Annotated in this window: 18 protein-coding genes and 3 pseudogenes; 18 read left to right on the top strand and 3 right to left on the bottom strand. The window is 43.1% G+C overall.

The genetic code is table 11. The annotated features are described in order from the left end of the window. Position 1: 1 nt before the first annotated feature. From GKR74_RS17050 to nqrM, 7 genes and pseudogenes are all read left to right on the top strand, one after another. Positions 2 to 1,240, top strand: coding sequence for an NADH:ubiquinone reductase (Na(+)-transporting) subunit B (locus tag GKR74_RS17050; protein WP_036954189.1), 1,239 nt, complete (start codon positions 2 to 4; stop codon positions 1,238 to 1,240). Next, a pseudogene (locus tag GKR74_RS17055) lies at positions 1,233 to 2,033 on the top strand (Na(+)-translocating NADH-quinone reductase subunit C). The gene GKR74_RS17050 and the pseudogene GKR74_RS17055 overlap by 8 nt, the downstream one beginning before the upstream one ends. Beyond that, entirely contained in the window at positions 2,020 to 2,649 is a 630-nt protein-coding gene (locus tag GKR74_RS17060; protein WP_154604565.1) for an NADH:ubiquinone reductase (Na(+)-transporting) subunit D, read from the top strand. The pseudogene GKR74_RS17055 and the gene GKR74_RS17060 overlap by 14 nt, the downstream one beginning before the upstream one ends. Positions 2,650 to 2,653: 4 nt before the next feature. After that, positions 2,654 to 3,250, top strand: a complete 597-nt coding sequence (gene nqrE, locus GKR74_RS17065) for an NADH:ubiquinone reductase (Na(+)-transporting) subunit E (RefSeq protein ID WP_006657396.1) — start codon at positions 2,654 to 2,656, stop codon at positions 3,248 to 3,250. 15 nt (positions 3,251 to 3,265) lie between these two features. Beyond that, positions 3,266 to 4,489, top strand: a pseudogene (gene nqrF, locus GKR74_RS17070) (NADH:ubiquinone reductase (Na(+)-transporting) subunit F); the annotation flags it as partial. Positions 4,490 to 4,723: 234 nt separating this feature from the next. Continuing rightward, complete coding sequence (locus tag GKR74_RS17075; RefSeq protein ID WP_154604567.1) at positions 4,724 to 5,755, top strand: FAD:protein FMN transferase; 1,032 nt, start codon at positions 4,724 to 4,726, stop codon at positions 5,753 to 5,755. Between the two features lie 15 nt (positions 5,756 to 5,770). Beyond that, on the top strand, positions 5,771 to 5,998 hold the full coding sequence (gene nqrM / locus GKR74_RS17080) for a (Na+)-NQR maturation NqrM (RefSeq protein WP_154604568.1): 228 nt from the start codon (positions 5,771 to 5,773) through the stop codon (positions 5,996 to 5,998). Positions 5,999 to 6,102: 104 nt separating this feature from the next. On the opposite strand, the gene GKR74_RS17085 is transcribed toward nqrM, so the two are convergent. Both GKR74_RS17085 and GKR74_RS17090 read right to left on the bottom strand, forming a co-directional pair. Then, a complete protein-coding gene (locus GKR74_RS17085; RefSeq protein ID WP_154604569.1) occupies positions 6,103 to 6,468 on the bottom strand; it encodes a hypothetical protein in 366 nt (121 codons plus the stop codon). 225 nt (positions 6,469 to 6,693) lie between these two features. Next, positions 6,694 to 7,590 carry a glycerophosphodiester phosphodiesterase family protein gene (locus tag GKR74_RS17090; RefSeq protein ID WP_154604570.1) on the bottom strand — a complete coding sequence of 299 codons (897 nt, stop codon included), beginning with the start codon at positions 7,588 to 7,590 and terminating at the stop codon, positions 6,694 to 6,696. 234 nt (positions 7,591 to 7,824) lie between these two features. Here GKR74_RS17090 and dinB point away from each other — a divergent pair, with 234 nt between their 5' ends. Then, positions 7,825 to 8,880: a DNA polymerase IV gene (gene dinB / locus GKR74_RS17095; RefSeq protein ID WP_154604571.1), complete on the top strand. Its 1,056-nt coding sequence runs from the start codon at positions 7,825 to 7,827 to the stop codon at positions 8,878 to 8,880. A gap of 81 nt (positions 8,881 to 8,961) precedes the next feature. Here dinB and pepD read toward each other — a convergent pair whose 3' ends face one another. After that, on the bottom strand, positions 8,962 to 10,422 hold the full coding sequence (gene pepD, locus GKR74_RS17100; RefSeq protein WP_181478099.1) for a beta-Ala-His dipeptidase: 1,461 nt from the start codon (positions 10,420 to 10,422) through the stop codon (positions 8,962 to 8,964). Between the two features lie 319 nt (positions 10,423 to 10,741). On the opposite strand from pepD, the gene gpt reads away from it, so the two are divergent. The 10 genes and pseudogenes from gpt (at position 10,742) to recA (ending at position 21,377) form a co-directional block, all read left to right on the top strand. Beyond that, a complete protein-coding gene (gene gpt / locus GKR74_RS17105) occupies positions 10,742 to 11,206 on the top strand; it encodes a xanthine phosphoribosyltransferase (RefSeq protein WP_108479429.1) in 465 nt (154 codons plus the stop codon). Between the two features lie 174 nt (positions 11,207 to 11,380). Next, positions 11,381 to 12,631 (top strand): esterase FrsA, encoded by a 1,251-nt coding sequence (gene frsA / locus GKR74_RS17110; RefSeq protein ID WP_154604572.1) that lies wholly within the window; start codon positions 11,381 to 11,383, stop codon positions 12,629 to 12,631. Between the two features lie 71 nt (positions 12,632 to 12,702). After that, the gene (gene crl, locus GKR74_RS17115; RefSeq protein WP_154604573.1) at positions 12,703 to 13,104 is read left to right on the top strand and encodes a sigma factor-binding protein Crl; all 402 of its coding nucleotides are present in this window, start codon (positions 12,703 to 12,705) and stop codon (positions 13,102 to 13,104) included. Between the two features lie 115 nt (positions 13,105 to 13,219). Then, positions 13,220 to 14,323, top strand: coding sequence for a glutamate 5-kinase (proB, locus tag GKR74_RS17120; RefSeq protein ID WP_036954225.1), 1,104 nt, complete (start codon positions 13,220 to 13,222; stop codon positions 14,321 to 14,323). 2 nt (positions 14,324 to 14,325) lie between these two features. Continuing rightward, entirely contained in the window at positions 14,326 to 15,579 is a 1,254-nt protein-coding gene (gene proA, locus GKR74_RS17125; RefSeq protein WP_154604574.1) for a glutamate-5-semialdehyde dehydrogenase, read from the top strand. Between the two features lie 133 nt (positions 15,580 to 15,712). Beyond that, positions 15,713 to 16,210, top strand: a complete 498-nt coding sequence (aroL, locus tag GKR74_RS17130; RefSeq protein WP_154604575.1) for a shikimate kinase AroL — start codon at positions 15,713 to 15,715, stop codon at positions 16,208 to 16,210. 125 nt (positions 16,211 to 16,335) lie between these two features. Beyond that, positions 16,336 to 18,483: a bifunctional acyl-ACP--phospholipid O-acyltransferase/long-chain-fatty-acid--ACP ligase gene (gene aas, locus GKR74_RS17135; protein ID WP_154604576.1), complete on the top strand. Its 2,148-nt coding sequence runs from the start codon at positions 16,336 to 16,338 to the stop codon at positions 18,481 to 18,483. 1 nt (position 18,484) lies between these two features. After that, positions 18,485 to 19,687, top strand: a complete 1,203-nt coding sequence (gene lplT / locus GKR74_RS17140) for a lysophospholipid transporter LplT (RefSeq protein ID WP_154604577.1) — start codon at positions 18,485 to 18,487, stop codon at positions 19,685 to 19,687. A gap of 14 nt (positions 19,688 to 19,701) precedes the next feature. Then, positions 19,702 to 20,244: pseudogene (gene pncC / locus GKR74_RS17145) on the top strand (nicotinamide-nucleotide amidase). A 65-nt stretch (positions 20,245 to 20,309) separates the two neighbouring features. Further along, entirely contained in the window at positions 20,310 to 21,377 is a 1,068-nt protein-coding gene (recA, locus tag GKR74_RS17150; RefSeq protein ID WP_036954212.1) for a recombinase RecA, read from the top strand. Positions 21,378 to 21,520 lie beyond the last annotated feature (143 nt).

Consider the following 21,520-nt stretch of genomic DNA (forward strand, 5'->3'; position numbering starts at 1 on the left):
CATGGGTCTGAAAAATTTATTTGAAAAATATGAGCACCAATTTGAACCCGGTGGAAAATTAGCAAAATTCTATCCATTGTATGAAGCTGTTGCGACAGTCTTCTATACACCGGGCACTGTAACAAAAGGTCGCTCACACGTCCGCGATACAATCGACCTCAAGCGTATGATGATTTTAGTCTGGCTTGCGGTTTTCCCAGCGATGTTCTGGGGTATGTATAACGTTGGTAACCAAGCTATTCCCGCGTTGCATCACTTATACAGTGGCGCTGAGCTGCAACAAGTTTTAGCGAGTGACTGGCACTATTCTCTAGCTCAGTTATTAGGCGCTTCTTTAGCACCTGATGCTGGCTGGGGCAGCAAAATGCTGCTAGGTGCGATTTACTTCCTGCCAATTTACTTAGTGGTATTTTTGGTCGGCGGTTTCTGGGAAGTGTTGTTTGCCATGATCCGTGGTCATGAAATCAACGAAGGCTTCTTTATCTCCTCCATCTTATTTGCGCTGATTGTTCCGCCGACCATTCCATTATGGCAAGCGGCGCTCGGTATCACTTTCGGTGTGGTTGTCGCAAAAGAGATTTTCGGTGGTACAGGTCGTAACTTCCTTAACCCTGCACTAGCGGGTCGTGCTTTCCTTTTCTTTGCTTATCCAGCGCAAATCTCGGGTGACTTAGTTTGGACTGCTGCTGATGGATTCTCGGGTGCAACGCCTCTGTCCCAATGGGCGACGGGTGGTGTGAGTTCACTGGTAAACACAGTAACTGGCGAGCCAATCACTTGGATGCAAGCCTTCTTAGGGAACATGCCAGGTTCAATTGGTGAAGTTTCTACCCTGATGATCTTCATCGGCGGTGCATTTATTATCTTCTTCCGTATCGCCTCTTGGCGCATCGTGGCAGGTGTGATGCTGGGTATGATTGCCATGTCTTACCTGTTCAACTTTATCGGTTCAGACACCAACCCACTGTTTGCTATGCCATGGTGGTGGCACATGGTTTTAGGCGGCTTTGCCTTCGGTATGATCTTTATGGCGACAGACCCTGTTTCTGCTTCCTTTACTGATAAAGGTAAATGGGCTTACGGGATTTTGATCGGCGTAATGTGCGTACTTGTTCGGGTTGTGAACCCTGCATATCCAGAAGGGATGATGCTCGCAATCCTGTTCGCCAACCTGTTTGCTCCTCTGTTTGACTATATGGTCGTTCAAGCAAATATTAAACGGAGAAAAGCCCGTGGCTAATGATAAACCAGTAAATAAAGATGGCGTCGGCAGAACGTTTATCGTTGTTTTCATTCTCTGCTTAGTCTGTTCCGTCGTCGTTGCCGGTGCTGCGGTTGGACTGAAACCTCAGCAACAAGAACAAATGATGTTAGATACTCAGCGTAATATTTTAAGTGTTGCTGGTCTGCTGCAGCCTAAAATGAGCGCCGAAGAAATTCAAAAAGTCTATGGTGAGCGTATCGAGCCTAAATTGCTGAATTTCAAAACGAATGAACTATCTAACAGCGTAAGTCGTTTTGACTTAAACAGCGAACTGCGTAGCGAAGAGACCAGCATCGCGTTATCTCCAGAAGAAGACATTGCGAAAATTCGCCGTCGTGCCAATAGCGCTGAAATTTATCTGGTTAAAGATGAGCAAGGGAAAGTGACCCAAGTGATTCTGCCAGTTTATGGTTCAGGCTTATGGTCAGTGATGTATGCCTTTATCGCAGTGGATATCGATGGTGTAACCTCTCGCGGTATTACCTACTATGCGCATGGTGAAACGCCGGGTCTGGGTGGTGAAGTTGACAACCCACAATGGAAAGCACAGTGGCCGGGTAAAAAACTGTTCAATGAGCAGGGTGTCCCTGCAATCAAAATCGTGCGTGGTGGTGCCACCGATAACCCATTTGGGATCGATGGTCTTTCAGGTGCAACCCTGACTTCAAACGGTATTCAACATATGTTTGATTTCTGGTTAGGCGATAACGGTTTTGGTCCGTTCCTGAAAAAAGTTCGTGAAGGAGCGCTGAATAATGGCTGATTCTAAAGAAGTAAAACGCGTCCTACTTGGACCTCTGTTAGATAATAACCCGATTGCATTGCAGGTTTTGGGAGTGTGCTCCGCTTTAGCGGTTACTACTAAACTTGAAACTGCATTGGTTATGACCATCGCCGTAACGCTAGTTACCGCGTTCTCTAACTTTTTTATCTCATTAATTAGAAATTACATTCCAAGCAGTGTTCGTATTATTGTTCAAATGGCAATTATTGCATCATTGGTAATTGTGGTTGACCAAATCTTACGCGCCTATGCCTATGAAATTTCGAAACAACTTTCCGTATTCGTTGGTTTGATTATCACCAACTGTATCGTGATGGGACGTGCTGAAGCGTACGCGATGAAAGCACCACCAATCGAAAGTTTTATGGATGGTATCGGTAACGGTCTTGGTTACGGTGTGATTCTGGTACTGGTTGGCTTCCTACGTGAGCTATTTGGTTCCGGTAAACTGTTTGGTATTACGGTATTTGAATCACTGCAAAATGGTGGTTGGTACATGCCAAACGGCTTATTCCTGTTAGCGCCAAGTGCATTCTTTATCATCGGTATGCTGATTTGGGGTCTACGTACTCTGAAACCAGCTCAGATAGAGAAGGATTAAGAGAATGGAACATTATATTAGCTTGTTTGTAAAAGCCATTTTCATCGAAAACATGGCGTTAGCTTTCTTCTTAGGGATGTGTACATTCCTTGCGGTATCGAAGAACGTAAAAACTGCTTTTGGACTGGGTATTGCGGTAACCGTGGTGCTTGGGATCTCCGTCCCTGCGAACAACTTAGTGTACAACTTAGTGTTACGTGACGGCGCGCTGGTTGAAGGCGTGGATCTTTCGTTCCTGAACTTCATTACCTTTATCGGTGTCATCGCGGCACTGGTTCAAATACTGGAAATGATTTTAGATCGTTACTTCCCATCACTGTATAACGCACTGGGGATCTTCTTACCGTTGATCACCGTAAACTGCGCAATCTTTGGTGGTGTATCTTTCATGGCTCAGCGTGACTACAACTTCACTGAATCTATTGTTTATGGCTTTGGTTCAGGTATTGGTTGGATGTTAGCGATTGTCTTAATGGCCGCGATCCGTGAAAAGATGAAGTATTCAGACATTCCAGCGGGTCTAAAAGGGTTAGGCATCACCTTTGTTACGACCGGTTTGATGGCATTGGGCTTTATGTCCTTCTCCGGTGTGCAGCTATAAAGGCGAGAAGAATTCATGGATATTATTATTCTAGGCGTAGTTATGTTTACCCTGATTGTCTTGGCGCTGACAGGCCTGATTCTGTTTGCAAAGTCCAAGTTGGTCAATACAGGGAACATTAAAGTTGAAGTCAACGGCGATCCTGATAAGAGCTTTGATGCTCCAGCAGGCGATAAGCTGTTAGGCATGTTAGCAAACCAAGGTATCTTTGTTTCTTCTGCCTGTGGTGGCGGTGGTTCATGTGGTCAATGCCGTGTGAAAATCAAAGAGGGCGGTGGTGACATCCTGCCAACTGAGCTTTCTCACATTAATAAGCGTGAAGCGAAAGAAGGTTGCCGTCTGGCGTGTCAGGTTAACGTAAAACAAGATCTTAAGATTGAATTACCTGAAGAAATTTTCGGCGTGAAAAAATGGGAATGCGAAGTTATCTCCAATGATAACAAAGCAACGTTCATTAAAGAGCTGAAGTTAAAAATTCCTGAGGGTGAAGTGGTTCCATTCCGTGCGGGTGGTTTTATTCAAATTGAATGCCCACCTCATGTAGTGAAGTACTCAGACTTTGATGTGCCTGAGGAATACCGTGAAGATTGGGATAAATTCAACTTGTTCCGCTATGTTTCTGATGTAAAAGAAGAGACAGTACGTGCTTACTCAATGGCAAACTACCCAGAAGAGCGCGGTATTATTATGCTGAACGTGCGTATTGCAACGCCACCGCCACGTAATCCAGATGTACCGCCGGGAATTATGTCATCGTATATTTGGTCACTGAAACCAGGTGATAAAGTCACTATTTCTGGACCATTTGGTGAGTTTTTCGCGAAAGAAACTGATGCGGAAATGATCTTTATCGGTGGTGGTGCGGGTATGGCGCCAATGCGTTCCCACATTTTCGACCAATTACGTCGTTTAGATTCTAAGCGTAAGATCAGCTTCTGGTATGGTGCACGTTCGAAACGTGAAATGTTCTACACTGAAGATTTTGATCAGTTAGCTGCAGAGCATGACAATTTTACATGGAATGTTGCACTTTCTGACGCTTTGCCAGAAGATAATTGGGACGGTTACACAGGATTTATTCATAATGTCCTGTATGAAAACTACCTCAAAAATCACCCAGCGCCAGAAGATTGTGAGTTCTATATGTGTGGGCCTCCTGTCATGAACGCCGCAGTCATTAAGATGTTAAAAGACCTCGGTGTTGAGGACGAAAACATCTTACTGGATGATTTTGGTGGTTGATTAATTGCTGTAAATTATCTATTAAGCGCTCAGGAAACTGGGCGCTTGTTGATTAAAAAGAGGAAAAAATGGGTTTTTTTCCTCTTTTTGGTTGTAAACTGTGAATCGCCAAATAGGCAATTCAATTTTTAAACGTGAGTATTCTCTAGATTTGTGAATGTTGAGTTTGTTAGACGTCTCAGCACCTACTCTTTCTCTAGTGGGCGCTTACAATTAACGCTGAGAAAATTTATGCTAAACAGAAAAGTATTTGCTCCTGTGCTGCTATTCGCAGCCACTCTCCATCTTGCCGCATGTGGTGGACCTGAACAAAAGAATCTTCAGGGACAAACCATGGGAACCTATTATTCTGTTAAGTTCGTGACAGACTCTTCAGAGCCTTCATCGGAAGCTATCCAAGCCGAAATCGACAAGCGTTTGGAAGAAGTGAACGACCAGATGTCTACCTATCGCCCTGGTTCTGAATTAAGTCGTTTCAATCAATCCAATGAAGTTAATGTGCCATTCCCTGTTTCTGCTGCGACGGCAAAAGTGGTCAGTAAAGCCATTGAGATTAATAAATTAACGGATGGCGGCCTGGATGTCACTGTTGGTCCACTGGTTAATCTGTGGGGGTTTGGTCCAGAGGGTCGAGTTACAAAAGCACCTACAGATGAGGAGCTTGAAAAACGTCGCGCATGGGTGGGTATTGATAAGCTCTCTGTACAAGACAACAACTTAATCAAAACCATTCCTGAGCTCTATGTTGATTTATCTTCAATCGCTAAAGGTTATGGTGTTGATGTGGTGGCGGAATATTTAGAGTCCATCGGTATCAATGATTATATGGTTGATATTGGTGGTGAAGTCCGTACAAAAGGTAAAAATGGCAAAGATACACCATGGCGTATTGCGATTGAAAAACCTGCAACGGATGGTGTGAGTCAAACGGCACAGGAAATCATCGAGCCGGGTGACTTATCTATTGCGACATCAGGTGATTATCGTAACTATTTTGAACAAAATGGTGTGCATTTCTCACACACAATTGACCCAAAAACAGGTAAGCCAATTTCCCACAATTTAGTCTCAATTACGGTATTAGCCGACGATTGCATGAGTGCGGATGGATTATCTACAGGTTTCAATGTGATGGGGCCAGAAGCTGGTCTCGCTCTTGCTGAAAAAATGAATATTCCTGTTTTTATGATTGTTAAGACAGATAAAGGTTTCGAAGAGCGTTACACTAAAGCATTCGAGCCATTTTTACAGAAAAAACAGTAAAAGGAGGAAAGCAGAATGTTGAATGTTTTTCTTGCAGCCTTTGCCTTATTTTTGTTGGCGTTTTTAGGTATGTCCCTTGGGTATATTATTAAACGTAAAAGTATCCAAGGCAGTTGCGGCGGTTTAAGTAGCATTGGGGTAGAGAAAGTTTGTGATTGCCCTGAACCTTGCGATGCGCGTAAAAAACGTATGGCACGCGAAGAAGCGCGCCAAAAAATGCTAGAGAAAAACCGCATTTTGTAATTTTTACACTGTTATGAATATCAACCCTAGTTGCTTTAATGAGCGGTTAGGGTTTTTTATTTTAAGATTATCTTGATAAAAATAGTGATGTATTTCATTGCGAACTAAATTTTATGTAATGAAGTCGAGCATGATGTGGAAATAGGGTAGTGAACAAACATGTGCCGCATATTTCCTTTGAAACTGAGAGTGACTTTGCCATTATCTTTCTCGTTGAGTTTGCATGCTAAGTAATCGATGCTGCTCCATTTTTCTCCTGACTTTGTCGTGATTATTCCCATCCAATAACTTTGTTCGGTTGAAGAAAAAGTGAACTCAGTGATATCGCTTAACTTTTTTCCATTTATAAGATTATAAAAGATAAAAACATTTCCATATTCATTCGCATTATTTTTGAAAGAAATTTCCACCTTTTTTAAGTCTTCATTCCATAGGTTCTCTATAGAAAGCAAACCTTTTGATATCGCCATGTTAAATTCCTTAGAAATGAGAGTTTAAATATATTTACTTATCTTGGCATCGATGATTTATTAAGTAATTAATATTGAATGTTATTTATTATTAAAAAAGGAAGGGAATATAAGATAGAGGAATGTATAGATAGAAAAATGTATAGATAGAAAAAGGAGTAATAAAAATAAGCTACTTAAATTGAATAAATCATTATCAAAATAAAGTAGCTTAATAATTAGTGTTTATTTTTTGAAAGCTTTTGGTGAATCGACCATAACGGCATCAGCACCAATTTCTTTAGCCAATTGATAATCGCTATCGCTATTTACACCAAAAACAATAATGTAAGCGTTGCCATTTTTTCTAAAGCAGTCGATAGCTTCTTTATCCCATGAGAGGGTTGCTGGGGAACGCGCTTCACCAAGGGTATATTTCTCAACGACTTCAACTTTACGATGCAGCTCAAAACCATACCAACGAGTTGCAGATTTATCATTCTCAAGCGTACATTGATGGCTCATCACACTGTTGGCAAGCATGGTGCGAGTCTCATCACGGCTTTCAAATAATTGTAACTGAGTAGAAAGAGGCTTCAGAGCTTTTAAAAATGCATCGTTAGTGGAATAAAAACGGACTTGGTTAAATGTGTTAGTTTTATTCAACAATGCCAAAATAGCTTGAGCTTGCGTATTAGGATCTGCATCTGGGGATTTTAAGTCGATATAAAAAATCGTATCGGGGTATTTTTTTAATACTTCTTCTAATGTCACGATGGTGGTTGTTGCAGCGGGGAGTTGTTGGTTATTTTTCTGATTAAATTTATACGCCGCATTTATTTGGCTTAATTGCTTGGCGGAATAATCAGAAACAACACCGCTTTTATCTGTTAAAGCGTCTAAGTCACTCGGGCGGTAAAGGACTAATTGATTATCTTTACTGAGCTGAACAGTTAACCAAATTGCATCAGCTTTATTGCTTTTGGCTTGTTCGATCGCATAAAGAGTATTTTCAGGGGCATCTGCGGTACCTGCGCGGTGTGCCACAATTTGCGGCATTAATGCGGAAGCGGATTGGCTAACCAAAAGTAGTAAACCTATCGCGGCGGATTTTTTGAACACTGACGTTGATATAATTTGCATTTGTATAATCCATAATAATAGAAAATTCAATGAACTAACATGAGATTGACCGAGTGGTTGTTGTAATATGTTCCATCAACTTTGTAAGCAATAAGCCTATAAATTAGGAGTAACTTTTTACTTTTTCGGTCATTTACAGTATTTCAGGAATACATTTCAATCAGATGAATAAGTTGCATGGCTAATAAAACTACTGTATATTTATTCAGTAATCATTGGTTGGGGGCAGCTATCATGCGTAAAATTATTCATATTGATATGGATTGCTTTTTTGCTGCGATAGAGATGCGCGATGACCCAAAATTACGCAATGTTCCACTGGCTGTCGGGGGAAGTGCAGACCGACGTGGCGTATTGAGTACCGCAAATTATGAAGCGAGACGCTATGGCGTTCATAGCGCAATGTCGACGGCGTTGGCATTGAAACTATGTCCTCACCTGAAAGTCGTCCCCGGTCGTATGGCGGTCTATAAAGAAGTTTCCCATCATATTCGGCAAATATTTGCCCGCTATACCGATCTTATTGAGCCATTATCTTTAGATGAGGCCTATTTGGATGTGACTGATTGCCAGCAGCTTCACGGCTCTGCCACGCTCATCGCCGAGGCTATCCGCCAACAAATTTTTGATGAGCTTCAGCTCACTGCTTCTGCGGGAATTGCCCCGATTAAATTCCTCGCCAAAATCGCCTCTGATATGAATAAACCCAATGGGCAATTTGTGATCACGCCACAGGAATTACCGGCGTTTATTGCCACGCTACCATTAAAAAAGATCCCCGGTGTTGGAAAAGTGACAGCGCAAAAACTGGCGGACATGGGGTTATTGACCTGCGCGGATGTTCAGCGCTATGACATGCTGGCGTTGGTAAAAAGCATGGGTAAATTTGGACAGGTTCTGTGGGAGCGCTGTCATGGCATTGATGAACGAGCAGTAAATACTGAACGCTTACGTAAATCCGTTGGGGTAGAACGCACTCTCGCCAAAGATATTCATCAGTGGGAGGAGTGTTTGCCTTTACTCGATACTTTATACGATGAGCTACATTTTCGCTTAGAGAAAGTGAAGCCAGATCTGCGTATTGCTCGCCAAGGTGTGAAATTAAAATTTGAGGATTTTCAGCAAACGACGCAAGAGCATGTTTATCCCATTATAGATAAGCAGGATCTTATTCGGTTGGCACAGCAGGCTTGGGAAAATCGGCGGGCAGGGCGAGGTGTCAGGTTAGTGGGCTTGCATGTGACACTGCAAAATCCACAAATCGAAAGGCAGCTTTCATTACTTTTATAGCTTTTATTATGTTTAAAGAATGAAAAAAATAGGGTCATAAACCGTAGCTTATGACCCTGATATTGATAGCTTAAAGCCGAATTAGTTTTTCACTGGGATAGCTTTTAAGATAGCAGTTAGCAGTGTCCAGTATTGACCCACGCTCTCAATGTGAACGCGCTCATCTGGTGAGTGTGCACCACGGATGGTTGGTCCAATGGAGACCATATCCATTAATGGATAAGGCTTTTTGAATAGACCGCACTCAAGACCCGCATGGATAACCATGATATTTGGGATTTTACCAAACAGTTTTTGGTAAGTGTCGCTAACAATATGCATGACTGGTGAGTCTGCATCTGGCTGCCAACCTGGGTATCCACCTTCAGCTTGGTACTGAGCTTTCGCCAGTTTTGTCAGAGACGTCAGCATATTAACGACGTAGTTTTTACCAGAGTCGATTAACGAACGGATTAAGAAGATCACTTCGGCTTTGTCTTCAGTCATTTTCACAACGCCTTCGTTCAGCGAAGTTTCAACAACCCCTTTCACCACATCACTCATACGGATAACACCGCTTGGTGCAGAGTTCAGGAAGAAAACTAAACGTTGTTGGCAATCATCAGTCAGTGCTTTTAAGTCACTCGTTGCTTCATCTAGCAGTAAAACTAAGTTAGGTTCTACAGCGGCTAATTCATTTTTCAGAATGCCTTCGTAGCGAGTTCTTAATGCGGTTAATTCAGCGACTTTATCAGCTGGCACTGCGATGGTTACTTGGCCTTCGCGTGGAATCGCGTTGCGTAGAGTACCACCAGTGAATTCCAGCAGTTTTAAGCTTAAATCTTCAGCGTGACCCGCTACGAAACGCGCTAACAGTTTGTTGGCATTACCTAAACCTAAGTGAATGTCGCCACCAGAGTGACCGCCTTTAAGGCCTTTTAAGGTCATACGGAAGGTTTTATAACCTTGTGGTAATGCTTCACGGGTTAAATCAAATGTCGCAGTGAAATCAACGCCACCTGCACAACCCATGTAAATTTCGCCTTCTTCTTCTGAGTCAGTGTTGATCAGAATATCCGCTTGTAACCAGTTTGGTTGTAGACCGAAAGCGCCGTCCATACCGGTTTCTTCGGTCATGGTCAGTAATACTTCCAGTGGGCCGTGCTCAACGCTGTCATCCGCTAATACAGCTAATGCAGAAGCCATACCGATGCCGTTATCTGCACCTAATGTTGTGCCTTCAGCAGTAACCCACTCACCATTAATATAAGGGCGGATAGGATCTTTAGTGAAATCGTGCTCTGTATCGTTATTTTTTTGCGGCACCATGTCTAAGTGAGCTTGCAGTACAACAGGCTTGCGGTTTTCGTAGCCTGTAGTCGCTGGTTTACGGATTAAGATATTACCAACTTGGTCGCGCTCAACGTGAAAACCTTTCCCTTTAGACCATTCCATGATGTGGGCGGCTAAAGCTTCTTCGTGTTTTGATGGGTGAGGGATGGAGCAGATTTTAGCGAAAATATCCCACAATGGTTGTGGTTTTAGCGTTGATAATTGTGACACGTTCTTCTCCTTGGCACTTTGATCGTAATCTTTCCGTCATATTTCAAGCTGGGGATTGGCTTACATCCAAAACAATTAACTGACGGCGTTGGTCGCTTAATTTAAGATTGCACTTAAGTGTAATAACTCAGGTTTTAAGCGGTTTTATGTATTGGTTCAGCATAACACTTTCTATCGAATAATGGAGAGCGCTAATAAGAATAATTCATTTAGTGGGATGGTTTCACTGGTTTTTCCTGCGCCAAATCACTATAATCTCGCGCAACCTTTTTTCCGCAAGACACATTTCTGTTTTACTCACCTTCGGGACCCGAATTTTATGAGCGAAAAATATGTCGTAACGTGGGATATGTTGCAAATACATGCCCGTAAACTCGCACAACGTTTATTACCAGCAAAACAATGGACTGGTATCATCGCAGTTAGCCGTGGTGGTTTAGTCCCAGGCGCACTGTTAGCGCGTGAGCTGGGTATTCGTCATGTTGACACCGTTTGTATCTCTAGCTATGACCATGACAACCAACGCGAATTGAATGTCATCAAACGCGCTGAAGGCGATGGTGAAGGCTTTATCGTGATTGACGATTTAGTGGATACTGGTGGCACTGCGAAAGCTATCCGCGACATGTATCCAAAAGCACACTTCGTGACTATCTTTGCAAAACCAGCAGGTCGCCCATTAGTGGATGATTATGTGGTTGATATCCCACAAAACACTTGGATTGAACAGCCTTGGGATATGGGCGTTGTGTTTATCGATCCTCTGTGTGAACAAGATAAGTAGTCTGAACGAAATAATTTAAATCTGTTTAGCCGTGATAGGTCGCGTTTGTTTGATAAAAACAACACATTATTACCTAAGTGATTTGAGCTAAACACGATATGATAGAAGGGAGTGCGAAATGCACTCCCTTTTTGTTTATGTGACAGACTTAATAGGTAAAAGTAGGGAACCCACATGACTCAGCAAAATTTATCCGAAAAACTCTTTAAACCTCGCGTTAGACAAGTTGAAACATCAACGTTGGTTTCTTATTCCTCCCATACCCTTTCCCAATTAGAGAACCACAGTGTATTAAGTGGCTCTTCGCATAATCATTGGTATCGTACTCTTAACCGGTTAATGTGGATTTGGCGTGGTATTGATGCGATTGAAATTGAAGAAGTTCTAAGCCGTATTGCTATTTCGGATGCTAAACGTAGCCGTGAAGAATGGCTTGATACCGTCATTGGGAATCGTCGCGGTAATTGGTGCTTTGAATGGTCACATCAAGCCATGCACTGGCAACAAAAAGCCTTAGAATTTGAAAAAGGCCAGGAAGCGTGCGATGCGTGGTTGCGTGCCGCTAACTTATACAGTATTGCGGCATACCCGTTTATTAAAGGGGATGAGCTGGCGGATCAAGCGATTGTGTTAGCCTGTAAAGCTTATGATAGTGCGGCAAAATTCTCACAGTACCAATTGAAAAAAATCCCATTCAAAGTTGATGGTGGTAAAGAAGTCTGTGGCTTTTTGCACATACCATCGAATGTTCAAGGTCCTTATCCAACAGTGATGGTTTGTGGCATGCTGGATAGTTTACAAACAGATTACAGCCGCTACTTTCGAGAATATTTAGAGCCTCGTGGTATTGCGATGCTAACGCTGGATATGCCATCTATCGGTTATTCTGGCAAGTACTGCCTTTCGCAAGAAACCAGTACATTGCATGAACAGATTGTTCGCCAGCTCGACACCATCCCATGGATTGACCACACGCGATTTGCAATCACTGGGATCCGTTTTGGCGCGAATATCGCTGTTCGCTTAGCGTATATGTGCCCAGATAAAATCAAAGCCGTTGCGGTGATTGGCCCTATCGTCCATAGCCTATTACATGAAGAAAAATATCAGAAAGATATTCCCCGTATGGTGCTGGATGTTTTTGCTAGCCGCTTAGGAATTTATCAAGTTGATGGTCAATCATTACGCCATGAGCTCAGCTGTTATTCACTGCGTAATCAAGGCCTGTTGGGACGCCGTAACCAAGTACCGATGATGTCAGTATGTTTTAAAAATGATCCCTACAGTCCGAAAGCTGATTCAGATTTAATAGCGCGTTCATCTATGGATAGTCATTTATTGACGTTACCAAGTAGCCCTATTTTAGAGGCTTTCGAGCGATCCATGTCAGATACAACCAAATGGTTAGAAAGTAAAATATTATAATTGTATTGAATAGCTTGCTTATTTTTTAACATTTGTTAAAAAGGGATCTTCCCAAGAAGGAGATCCTTAATATGGCGTTACCGACTGATTACACAAATGGAAAGTTTTTAAAGAAATTTGCTGCGATAGGGCCTTATTTACGTGAGCAACAATCTATCAAAAACTGCTACTTTTTTGATAGCTTAGTTGTCTGTGTTAATGCGAATATTGCGCCTGAAAAACGAGAGTTTTGGGGATGGTGGTTAGAATTAGCTTCCACGGATGAAGGGTTCGAATTTGCTTATAAATTAGGGATCTACAATAATCAGGGAAATTGGCAAGCAAAAACCTTGAAAGATGCCGCAACGACGGATGCCGTCGAAAAGAACCTGCATGCCTTCCATCAACGCCTTTCCCAGCAATTATCCGCTCTAGAATTAAGCTTGTTCCCATCCCCCTTAATGACAGAATTAAAGCTGGAATTAAGCGCATAAAATTGTTTTAAACCAACTTTTGTTTAATTTTGCGTTATGCCTGTTGGCATAACGCGCATCTCCTGATAAAACTGATACCCACTTTGTATTTATTAATCCTAATGGCAGAAAAAAGATGAAAAATAGCCAAACACTCGTGGTCAAACTTGGCACAAGTGTCTTAACAGGGGGCTCACGTCGTTTAAATCAAGCTCATATCGTTGAGTTGGTTCGACAGTGTGCGCAGCAATATGAAAAAGGTCACCGAATTATTATTGTCACGTCTGGCGCAATTGCTGCAGGACGTGAACATCTCAATTACCCCGAACTGCCGGCCACCATTGCATCTAAACAGTTGCTGGCGGCGGTCGGTCAAAGTCGTTTAATCCAATTATGGGAAAGGCTTTTTTCCATCTACGGCATTCACATTGGCCAAATGCTGTTAACTCGTGCAGATCTTGAAGATCGCGAACGTTTTTTAAATGCGCGAGACACACTGCAAGCGCTGTTAGATAACGGTATTATTCCGGTGATCAACGAAAACGATGCAGTGGCGACAGCCGAAATTAAAGTGGGGGATAATGATAACTTATCCGCACTTGCTGCCATTCTTGGTGATGCAGATAAATTACTGTTATTAACCGATATTGAAGGCCTTTACGACGCGGATCCACGCAGTAATCCGAACGCAAAACTAATCCCTGAAGTTCATGGCATTAATGATGATTTACGCCGTATGGCAGGGGATAGTGTAACGGGCTTAGGTACCGGTGGAATGGCAACAAAATTACAGGCGGCTGATGTTGCTGGCCGTGCTGGGATTGACGTGTTTATTGCAGCGGGGAATAAACCGGATGTCATCAATTCAGTGATTGAAAATATCCCTGTGGGAACCCGTTTTTATGGGCAGAAAAACCCAATGGAAAACCGTAAGCGCTGGATTTTTGGCGCGCCAGCGGCGGGGGATGTTTATATTGATGATGGCGCGCAGTTGGCGATCACCGAAAAAGGCAGCTCATTATTGCCAAAGGGTATTAAGAAAATAGAAGGCGATTTCTCCCGTGGCGCAGTGATCCGTATTCGCAATATGGCAGGCAAAGATTTGGCACATGGCGTAAGCCACTATAATAGTGATGCGCTCAGAATGATTGCAGGTCATCATTCCCAAGATATTGGTAAAATCCTTGGCTATGAACATGGCTCAGTTGCCGTTCATCGCGACGATATGATAGTGAGTTAATTATGTTAGAACAAATGGGTAAAGCGGCGCGCGAAGCGTCATGGCAGTTGACTCAATTCAATACCAAACAAAAAAATAGTGCGCTTGAGCAAATTGCTGACCTCTTAGAGCAAAAGAGTGCCAGTATTTTAGCGGCTAACCAGCAGGATATGGCTCAAGCTCAGCAAAGTGGTATGAGCGAAGCATTACAAGATCGTTTATTACTGACCCAAGCGCGCTTAAAAAGCATCGCGGATGACGTCAGAAAAGTGTGCCAGTTGGCTGATCCTGTAGGGCAAGTCCTTGATGGTAGCGAGTTAGATAGCGGGTTAAATTTACAACGTCGTCGTGTTCCGTTAGGGGTTATTGGAGTGATCTATGAAGCCCGCCCTAATGTTACTGTGGATGTCGCTTCTTTATGTTTAAAAACGGGAAATGCGGTTATTCTGCGCGGTGGAAAAGAGACGCATAATACCAATCTTGCTGTGGTAGAGGTTATTCAGCAAGCGCTGAAAAATAGCGGGCTGCCAGCCAATGCGGTACAGGCAATCAATAATCCGGATCGTGAATTAGTGGCTCAATTATTAAAATTGGATCGCTATGTGGATATGCTGATCCCTCGCGGCGGTGCGGGTTTACATAAATTATGTCGAGAGCAATCTACAATCCCGGTGATCACTGGCGGAATTGGTGTTTGCCATACTTTTGTAGATGACTCTGTGGATTTTGATAAGGCACTGAGTGTCATTACTAATGCTAAAGTTCAGCGTCCAAGTGCATGTAATTCATTGGAAACACTGTTGGTTCATGAAGACATTGCGGCGAGTTTCTTACCGCGTTTAAGTGAAAAAATGGCTCAGCAGCAAGTGACATTACATGCCAGCGAGAAAGCAATGGCATTCTTGAAAGATGGCGCTGCTAAAGTGGTTCCTGTTCAAGCGGAAAACTTAGTGGATGAATGGTTATCTTTGGACTTGAACGTTGAGATTGTTTCAGGGATTGATGCCGCTATCGAACATATTCGTCACTATGGTACCGCACACTCTGACGCCATCTTAACGGAGTCTATTCGCCAAGCGGATTACTTTGTGCAGCGTGTGGACTCGGCTGCGGTATACGTTAATGCCAGCACCCGTTTTACCGATGGTGGGCAGTTTGGACTCGGTGCTGAAGTGGCTGTGAGTACCCAAAAACTCCATTCCCGTGGACCTATGGGGTTAGATGCTCTGACTACTTATAAATGGATTGGTTACGGTGACTTTTTAAGTCGGCCATAATTTAATCATAATAATTTCGAGCCACACTGCGTGTGGCTTTATTTTTTTAGACTATTCGCCATTTTGGCTAACCTGCTAGAAGCATGTGTATGGAAAATTTATCATAGTAATCATGATGATGGGATGAATATCGATGTTCTACATTATTGGGCCTAGAGGCTCAGGAAAAACAACGATTGGTAAGAAGCTCGCAGAAAAAACGGGTTACCAGTTTATTGATACCGACAAACTTATTTTAGAACACGCGGGAATGAGCATTGCTGACATTGTCCAGCAACAAGGTTGGGACTATTTTCGTCAGCTAGAAAGCCAAATTCTTGCTTCAATCGAACCACAAAAAGCCATTGTTTCAACAGGGGGCGGTATTATTTTAGCCTCTGAAAATCAGCAGGTTATGCGGGATAATGGAACGGTCATTTATTTACGTTCCACTCCTGAAACCCTCGCACAGCGGCTTGCGGCAGAGCCTCAAGCAGAACAGCGACCGAGCTTAACGGGAAAATCACTGCTTGAAGAAATTGAAGAGGTGATGGAGCAGCGTGATCCTATCTATTTATCGACTGCGCACCACGTTATTGATGCCAATCAATCCATTGATGCTATCATTAAGCAGATCGCAAATTTGAGATAAATATTTGGTATACCAATGCCTTTAGGATAAACCCCTTAATGAGGCGCATTGGCCACGAGATAATTATTGTAGTATCTAATTGTTAATCAATAGATAAAATTATCACCATAAGAAAGGGAATCATTATGTTGGCAAAGATAATAAAAAAAGTACTGAAGTTTTTGTTTCGTGTCGAAGTCATTGGCAACCCAAATGAGTTCAATCAAGACAAATGTATCATTACGCCAAACCATGTCTCTTTTCTTGATGGTGTGTTGATTGCGCTATTCTTACCAGTAAAACCTGTATTTGCTATGTACAGCACAGTGGCAACGCCTAAGATGATCAAGCGTCTTAAGCCTTATGCCGATGTTGTTGCATTAGATCCAAAGAACCCGTTGGGCCTCAGACACTTAGTTCGTGAAGTGGACAAAGGTCGCCCAATCGTTATTTTCCCAGAAGGCCGCATTTCTGTTCATGGCTCTTTAATGAAGATCTATGAAGGTGCGGCTTTTGTCGCTGCCAAATCAGGGGCAAAAATTGTCCCTATTCGTATTGATGGTGCTGAGCGAAGTTACTTTGGGCGCTTAAAAGGGGTTATCCCGTTAAAGTGGTTCCCGAAAATCAAGTTACACATTCTACCTGCTGAAGCCATTCCTATGCCGGATGCACCTCGTGCAGTTGAGCGCCGAGCATTAGCGGGTGAACACCTTTACCAAATCATGAAAGCGGCACGTATGGCAAGCCGCCCGCAAATGACGCTAGTCGAAGCCTTTATTGATAGTATTGAGCGTTACGGGCGTCGTTCTCGCTGCATTGAAGATATCGCTTTTAAAGAAGATAACTATCAAGGATTACTGAAAAAATCTCTTGGTGTTGGGCGAATTATCGAACGCTATACTCATGAAAATGAACGCGTCGGGCTATTACTGCCCAATGCGACAGTGACTGCCGCGGCGATTTTTGGCTGCTTAATGCGTGGTCGTGTGCCTGCAATGCTGAACTACACGGCGGGAAGCCACGGGATCAGTAATGCTTTGAAAGCGTCAACGGCGAAGGTGGTCTTTACTTCAAGACAATTTTTGGAAAAAGGGAAACTAACTCATATTCCTGAGCAAGTGCCTGAAGCCACGTGGATTTACCTCGAAGATTTAAAAGATACTGTCACTTTCCAAGATAAGTGGTGGATTGTTAAGCATTTATTCTCACCACGTAACGCTATTGTTCCCCGTAACGTGGATGACGAAGCCATTGTATTATTTACCTCTGGTTCTGAAGGGACGCCAAAAGGCGTAGTGCATAGTCATCGTAGCTTAATGGCTAACGTTGAACAGATCAAAACCATTGCCGATTTTACGCCGCGTGACCGTTTTATGTCATCACTGCCGTTATTCCACGCATTTGGATTAACCGTTGGGTTATTTATCCCGCTGTTTTCTGGGAGCCGCGTCTTCCTATATCCAAGTCCATTACATTACCGAATTATTCCTGAATTGGTATATGACCGAAATTGTACCGTTCTGTTTGGAACCTCAACATTCTTAGGCAATTATGCACGTTTTGCCCATCCGTATGATTTTGCAAGAGTTCGTTATATTGTGGCTGGCGCAGAAAAACTGTCAGATAAAACCAAGAAAATTTGGTACGAAAAATTTGGTATCCGTATTCTTGAAGGTTATGGCGTGACGGAGTGTGCGCCGATAGTCTCTATTAATGTCCCTATGGCGGCGAAAGAAGGCTCTGTAGGGCAGATTTTACCCAGTATGGAAGCCCGTATTATACCATTACCGGGTATTGAACACGGTGGAAAACTTCAACTGAAAGGCCCAAATATAATGAAGGGTTACTTACGTGTAGAAGCGCCGGGCGTGTTAGAGGAGCCAAAAGCGGAAAATGCTCAGGGCGAGATAGAACCAGGCTGGTATGACACTGGGGATATTGTTGAGTTAGACAATAAAAACTTCTGCACCATTAAAGGACGAGTGAAGCGCTTTGCTAAACTCGCTGGCGAAATGGTTTCTCTTGAAAGTATTGAACAAATGGTGGCTGAGATCTCTCCAAGCTGCGACCACGGTGTTGTGACCAAACCCGACAGTAGCAAAGGGGAAGCGTTGGTGTTATTTACCACGGATAAGGATCTTGACCGAGGTGCATTATCTGCCGCAGCGAAAGGTAAAGGTTTAACTGAATTAGCGGTTCCTCGGGATATTCGTTGGGTTAAAGCCTTACCAGTATTAGGTAGCGGAAAAACGGACTTTGTGACATTAAAACAGATGGCGTTAACAGGGGAATAATATGCAGGAAAGCACACCAAATACGCCACTGATGAGCACCGGAATGAAAGCCGTTCTGGCGTCTCAGTTTCTTTCTGCATTTGCAGATAACGCGTTATTATTCGCGATATTAGCGCAGTTAAAAGCGGAATTTTACCCAGAATGGAGCCATCCAATTCTACAAATGGTGTTTGTCTTCACCTATATTGTGCTGGCACCATTTGTGGGGCAAATTGCGGATAGATTTTCTAAAGGCCGCGTGATGCTGTTTTCCAACATATTTAAATTTATTGGGGCATTGGGGATCTGCTTAGGGGTTAATCCATTCCTCTGTTACGGGTTAGTCGGTGTCGGTGCCGCTGCATATTCTCCGGCAAAATATGGTATTTTGGGTGAACTTACAGGTGGCGATAATTTAGTCAAAGCTAACGGACTAATGGAAGCCTCTACGATCGCAGCGATTTTAGTGGGTTCTGTGGTTGGCGGTATGCTCTCTGACATTAACCTACTATTGGCATTGGGAACTTGTTCTTTACTGTATGCGCTCGCGGTCATTTTTAACTTTTTTATTCCCCACTTAGCGGCTGCAAGACCGGGAACAGGATGGAATTTCAAACAGTTGCTGGGGGACTTCTTCTCCGCCTGTCGTATTTTATGGGCAAATCAAGAAAGTCGTTTTTCCCTTGTGGGCACCAGCATGTTTTGGGGCGCAGGGGTAACATTGCGTTTCTTGCTGGTGGCGTGGGTGCCAGTGGCTTTAGGATTGCAAGATAATACAACCCCAACCATTTTGAATGCGATGGTGGCGGTAGGTATTGTTGTGGGGGCAGGGTTAGCGGCGAAATTTATCACCTTAAAAACGGTCTATCGCTGTATTCCTGCAGGGATTGTGATTGGGGTTATGGTGGTTTTCCTTTCACTACAAACCAATATTATTCCTTCCTATTTTATTTTGATGGTATTAGGGATTTTTGGTGGGCTATTTGTGGTTCCACTGAATGCTTTACTTCAAGAGAAAGGTAAAGAAACAGTCGGAGCAGGTAATGCCATCGCAGTACAAAATCTCGGCGAAAACAGTGCCATGCTATTAATGCTAGGGTTATATTCTCTGGCGATAAAGGTCGGATTCTCGGTCGTGAGCGTAGGTGTCGGTTTTGGCGTGGTATTCGCAATTGCGATTGCAGGGCTGTGGATTTGGGATCGCGCTCGTAAGAAAACAGCATAACGGTGAATAACCAAATGATAGATGAGAAGCAACTCGAAATATTAAGTATTCAGTTAGGACAGCGTTTACTGCAACTTGATAAAACAGTGACGGCGGCGGAATCCTGTACTGGTGGATGGATTGCCAAAGTGTTGACGGATATTGCAGGCAGCTCAGCTTATTTTAACCGTGGGTTTGTGACTTACAGTAATGAAGCTAAGCACCAAATGATTGGGGTAACCAACGACTCATTAACGCGTTTTGGTGCAGTTAGTCAGCAAGTGGTTCAGGAAATGGCACTTGGAGCATTAAATGAAGCCCAGGCAGACTTTGCGATGTCAGTCAGTGGAATTGCTGGACCGGGCGGCGGCAGCGAAGATAAACCTGTCGGGACAGTTTGGTTTGGTTTTGCATTAAAGCAGGCCAATGGTACTGTGGATGTTGTGACTCGTCATCAGATATTCGAAGGTGATAGGTATCAAGTTCGTTTGCAATCAACAGGTTATTCGCTGGAAACGCTTTTACAGTTAATATCTGAAAAATTTTCTTGATACTGTATGATTATACAGTATACTTAGTTCCAACAAATCGAATTCAATCGTTTTATTCGCAATGGTTACCACCATTGCCTTAGGGAGTGAACATGGCTATTGATGAAAACAAACAAAAAGCACTTGCTGCGGCATTAGGTCAAATCGAAAAGCAATTCGGTAAAGGCTCCATTATGCGTCTTGGTGAAGACCGCACAATGGATGTTGAAACCATTTCAACAGGCTCTTTATCTCTTGACGTTGCTTTAGGTGCGGGTGGTTTGCCATTAGGGCGTATTGTTGAAATCTACGGCCCTGAATCTTCAGGTAAAACGACATTAACTCTGCAAGTTATTGCTGCAGCTCAACGTAGTGGTAAAACTTGTGCGTTTATTGATGCTGAGCATGCGCTTGACCCTATCTACGCGAAAAAATTAGGCGTTGATATTGATAACCTTCTGTGTTCCCAACCAGATACGGGTGAGCAAGCGTTAGAGATCTGTGATGCATTAACTCGCTCTGGTGCGGTAGACGTGATCATCGTTGACTCCGTTGCAGCATTAACACCAAAAGCGGAAATTGAAGGCGAAATCGGTGATTCTCATATGGGCCTTGCGGCGCGTATGATGAGCCAAGCAATGCGCAAATTAGCGGGTAACCTGAAAAATTCAAATACTTTGCTGATTTTCATCAACCAGATCCGTATGAAGATTGGTGTGATGTTTGGTAACCCAGAAACCACGACTGGTGGTAACGCACTGAAATTCTACGCTTCTGTTCGTTTAGATATCCGCCGTATTGGTGCAGTGAAAAACGGTGAAGAAATTGTTGGTAGCGAAACGCGCGTTAAAGTGGTGAAAAACAAAGTTGCGGCGCCATTTAAACAAGCTGAATTCCAAATCCTTTATGGTGAAGGTATCAATACCTTCGGTGAGCTGATTGACTTAGGTGTTAAACATAAGCTGATTGAAAAAGCGGGTGCTTGGTACAGCTATAACGGCGACAAAATTGGTCAAGGTAAAGCGAACTCGACAACTTACCTGAAAGAACATCCTGAAGTTGCACAAGAAATTGATAAAAAGCTGCGTGATTTATTATTAAACCACACAGGTGAATTTAACAGTGCAGCGACTGATTTCATCAGTGATTCTGATGAAGAGGAAGTTCCAGAAGAATTTTAATTCAACGCTAACCTATTGAAATAAATTGATATCAAAAGCGCCATTCTTAATTGACTGGCGCTTTTTTGTTTCTGCCTATCACAATAATAGTTTATTGCACAGTTTTTCTGTGGAAAAATACCCTAGCCAGAGGTATAAACATA

It is taken from the genome of Providencia sp. wls1914 (assembly GCF_009706645.1).
GTDB lineage: Bacteria > Pseudomonadota > Gammaproteobacteria > Enterobacterales > Enterobacteriaceae > Providencia > Providencia zhijiangensis.

What these genes read in the sequence shown, in the direction of transcription:
- proB (WP_036954225.1), top strand. Translation starts at nt 13,220, where the DNA reads ATGAAAAATAGCCAAACACTCGTGGTCAAACTTGGCACAAGTGTCTTA.
- GKR74_RS17090 (WP_154604570.1), bottom strand. Translation starts at nt 7,590, where the DNA reads ATGCAAATTATATCAACGTCAGTGTTCAAAAAATCCGCCGCGATAGGT.
- frsA (WP_154604572.1), top strand. Translation starts at nt 11,381, where the DNA reads ATGACTCAGCAAAATTTATCCGAAAAACTCTTTAAACCTCGCGTTAGA.
- GKR74_RS17060 (WP_154604565.1), top strand. Translation starts at nt 2,020, where the DNA reads ATGGCTGATTCTAAAGAAGTAAAACGCGTCCTACTTGGACCTCTGTTA.
- aas (WP_154604576.1), top strand. Translation starts at nt 16,336, where the DNA reads ATGTTGGCAAAGATAATAAAAAAAGTACTGAAGTTTTTGTTTCGTGTC.
- nqrM (WP_154604568.1), top strand. Translation starts at nt 5,771, where the DNA reads ATGTTGAATGTTTTTCTTGCAGCCTTTGCCTTATTTTTGTTGGCGTTT.
- GKR74_RS17085 (WP_154604569.1), bottom strand. Translation starts at nt 6,468, where the DNA reads ATGGCGATATCAAAAGGTTTGCTTTCTATAGAGAACCTATGGAATGAA.
- GKR74_RS17075 (WP_154604567.1), top strand. Translation starts at nt 4,724, where the DNA reads ATGCTAAACAGAAAAGTATTTGCTCCTGTGCTGCTATTCGCAGCCACT.
- gpt (WP_108479429.1), top strand. Translation starts at nt 10,742, where the DNA reads ATGAGCGAAAAATATGTCGTAACGTGGGATATGTTGCAAATACATGCC.
- crl (WP_154604573.1), top strand. Translation starts at nt 12,703, where the DNA reads ATGGCGTTACCGACTGATTACACAAATGGAAAGTTTTTAAAGAAATTT.
- dinB (WP_154604571.1), top strand. Translation starts at nt 7,825, where the DNA reads ATGCGTAAAATTATTCATATTGATATGGATTGCTTTTTTGCTGCGATA.
- lplT (WP_154604577.1), top strand. Translation starts at nt 18,485, where the DNA reads ATGCAGGAAAGCACACCAAATACGCCACTGATGAGCACCGGAATGAAA.
- nqrE (WP_006657396.1), top strand. Translation starts at nt 2,654, where the DNA reads ATGGAACATTATATTAGCTTGTTTGTAAAAGCCATTTTCATCGAAAAC.
- GKR74_RS17050 (WP_036954189.1), top strand. Translation starts at nt 2, where the DNA reads ATGGGTCTGAAAAATTTATTTGAAAAATATGAGCACCAATTTGAACCC.
- proA (WP_154604574.1), top strand. Translation starts at nt 14,326, where the DNA reads ATGTTAGAACAAATGGGTAAAGCGGCGCGCGAAGCGTCATGGCAGTTG.
- recA (WP_036954212.1), top strand. Translation starts at nt 20,310, where the DNA reads ATGGCTATTGATGAAAACAAACAAAAAGCACTTGCTGCGGCATTAGGT.
- aroL (WP_154604575.1), top strand. Translation starts at nt 15,713, where the DNA reads ATGTTCTACATTATTGGGCCTAGAGGCTCAGGAAAAACAACGATTGGT.